Below are 2438 nucleotides of genomic sequence, written 5' to 3'. Positions count from 1 at the left end.
ACTGAACAAACCGACTCCGCCTCCGGAGCCTGCTCAAGAATCACATGCGCATTCGTCCCACTGATCCCGAACGACGACACACCCGCCCGACGCGGACCATCCTCCTCCCCCCACACCCGACTTTCCGTCAACAGCCGTACATTCCCCGACGACCAATCCACATGAGGTGACGGCACCTCCGCGTGCAAGGTGGGCGGCAACACCCCATGCCGCATCGCCATCACCATCTTGATCACACCGGCCACACCCGCAGCCGCCTGCGTATGACCAAGATTCGACTTCACCGAGCCAAGCCACAGCGGTTCGTCACGTCGTTGGCCATACGCCGCGAGTAGCGCCTGGGCCTCGATGGGATCGCCGAGTGCCGTGCCCGTTCCGTGCGCCTCCACCACACCGACGTCGCTGGGAGACAACTGCGCGCTATTCAGGGCCTGCCGGATCACACGCTGCTGCGACGGACCATTCGGCGCCGTCAAACCATTCGACGCACCATCCTGATTCACCGCACTACCCCGCACCACCGCCCACACCCGATGACCATTCCGCCGCGCATCCGACAACCGCTCCAACACCATGACGCCGGCGCCCTCGGACCAGCCGACGCCGTCGGCAACCGCGCCAAAAGCCTTGCAGCGGCCGTCCGAGGCCAGCCCACCCTGGCGACCAAAGTCCATGAAGGTGCCGGGCGTGGACATCACCGTCACACCACCGGCCAGTGCCAGGGCACACTCATCCCGCCGCAGCGAGTCGCAGGCCAGATGCAGGCTGACGAGCGACGACGAGCACGCCGTGTCCACCGTGACCGCCGGGCCCTCGAGCCCCAGGACGAACGAGACGCGGCCCGACACCACGCTGCCCGCGCTGCCGGTGCCCAGGAACCCCTCGACGTCCTCGGGAACCTCCCACAATCGCGATCCGTAATCGTGGTACATCACCCCGGAGAACACTCCGGTCCTGCTGCCCCGCACGGACCTCGGATCGATACCCGCGCGCTCCAGCGCCTCCCAGGACACCTCCAGCAACAGCCGCTGCTGCGGATCCATCGCCAAAGCCTCACGCGGCGAAATCCCGAAGAAACCTGCATCGAAATCTGCCGCATCGTACAGGAATCCACCCTGAACGTCCGGTATACCGTCGAGGTTCCAGCCACGGTCGCCCGGCGGTGCCGAAATGGCGTCACCGCCCGATGCCACCAGATCCCAGAGTTCCTCAGGGGAGGAAACACCGCCGGGAAACCGGCAGCCGAGGCCAACGATGGCGATGGGCTCGTGATATCGGCTCTCCAACTCCTGGACCCGCTGGTTGGCGTCACGGAGATCAGCGGTGGCCCTCTTGAGGTAGTCCAGAAGCCTGGCTTCGTTCGTCATCAGGACTCGTCCCCCTGAAGCTCATCAGTGCTTGCGGAACTCATTGTCGAGAAGATCGAAGATTTCGTCCGCGGTGGCGGATTCCAGCTCCCGGTCCGCCTCCGCGCGCCCATCGGCGGAACCGACACTCTCCAGTTTCCTTGCCAGTGCGCGCAGCCTCGCCGATATGTCCAGCCGCCCGGCGTCGTCCGCACCCATCACGAGCAGTCGTGGTTCCAACCTGTCCAATTCACCATGGATGGTGGTCGCAACCGACTGTTCCTCGTCCGAGAGTTTCGTCCGCAGGTTCTCTGCCAATTCTGCTGGAGTGGGGTAATCGAATATCAGCGTGCTGGGCAGCCGAAGACCAGTGGCGGCGCTCAGCCGATTACGCAGTTCGACAGCCGTCAGTGAGTCGAACCCCAGCTCATCAAAGGCGCGTGCCGGTCCCACCGCATCGGAATCGCCGTATCCCAACACCGCTGCGACATGGTGGAGAACCAACTGCAACAGGGCGCTGTACCGCTCCTCATCGGACATTACGGAGAGTCGCTGTCGGAACGTATGCGATGAATCGAACCCGGAGTCCGTGACCCGACGCAGCGGAGAACGGACGAGCTTACGCAGTATCGCGGGAATGTTCTCCACGTCACGTAGCGCGGATGGATTGAGCCGCAAGGGAACCAGCATCGGTTCGGTTTCCAGCAGGGCCCTGTCGAACAGTTCCAGCGCTTCGGCATGGGACAGGGCGGTCACCCCGCCGCGGGCCATCCGCCGGACATCGGCCTCCTCGAGACTGCCGGCCATTCCAGCCGACTGTTCCCAGAGCCCCCAGGCGAGCGAAAGGCCCGGCAGCCCCTGAGCGCGGCGTCGATGGGCGAGCGCGTCGAGGAAGGCGTTGGCGGCCGCATAGCTGCCCTGACCGGCGGAGCCCAGTGTCGCCGCTGCCGAGGAGAACATGACGAAGGCGGTGAGGTCATCGGTGAGCTCATGGAGGTTCACCGCCGCATCCACCTTCGGACGCAACACCGCCTCCACACGCTCCACCGTCAACGACCCCAACACACCATCATCAAGAACCCCCGCCGCATG

2 protein-coding genes are annotated in these 2438 nt (G+C 64.8%); both read right to left on the bottom strand.

Annotated features, from left to right (window positions below; all coding sequences use genetic code 11):
• Nucleotides 1-1367: type I polyketide synthase (locus AB0E24_RS45905; protein ID WP_359386027.1), on the bottom strand; the 1367-nt coding region annotated here is incomplete at its 3' end.
• A 24-nt stretch (nucleotides 1368-1391) separates the two neighbouring features.
• A partial coding sequence (locus tag AB0E24_RS45900) for a KR domain-containing protein (protein ID WP_359386025.1) occupies nucleotides 1392-2438 on the bottom strand: 1047 nt, incomplete at its 5' end.

The organism is Streptomyces malaysiensis subsp. malaysiensis (assembly GCF_040653035.1).
Lineage (GTDB): Bacteria > Actinomycetota > Actinomycetes > Streptomycetales > Streptomycetaceae > Streptomyces > Streptomyces malaysiensis.
Note: the sequence above shows the minus strand (reverse complement) of the source record. Positions and strands in the feature narration are given on the sequence as shown.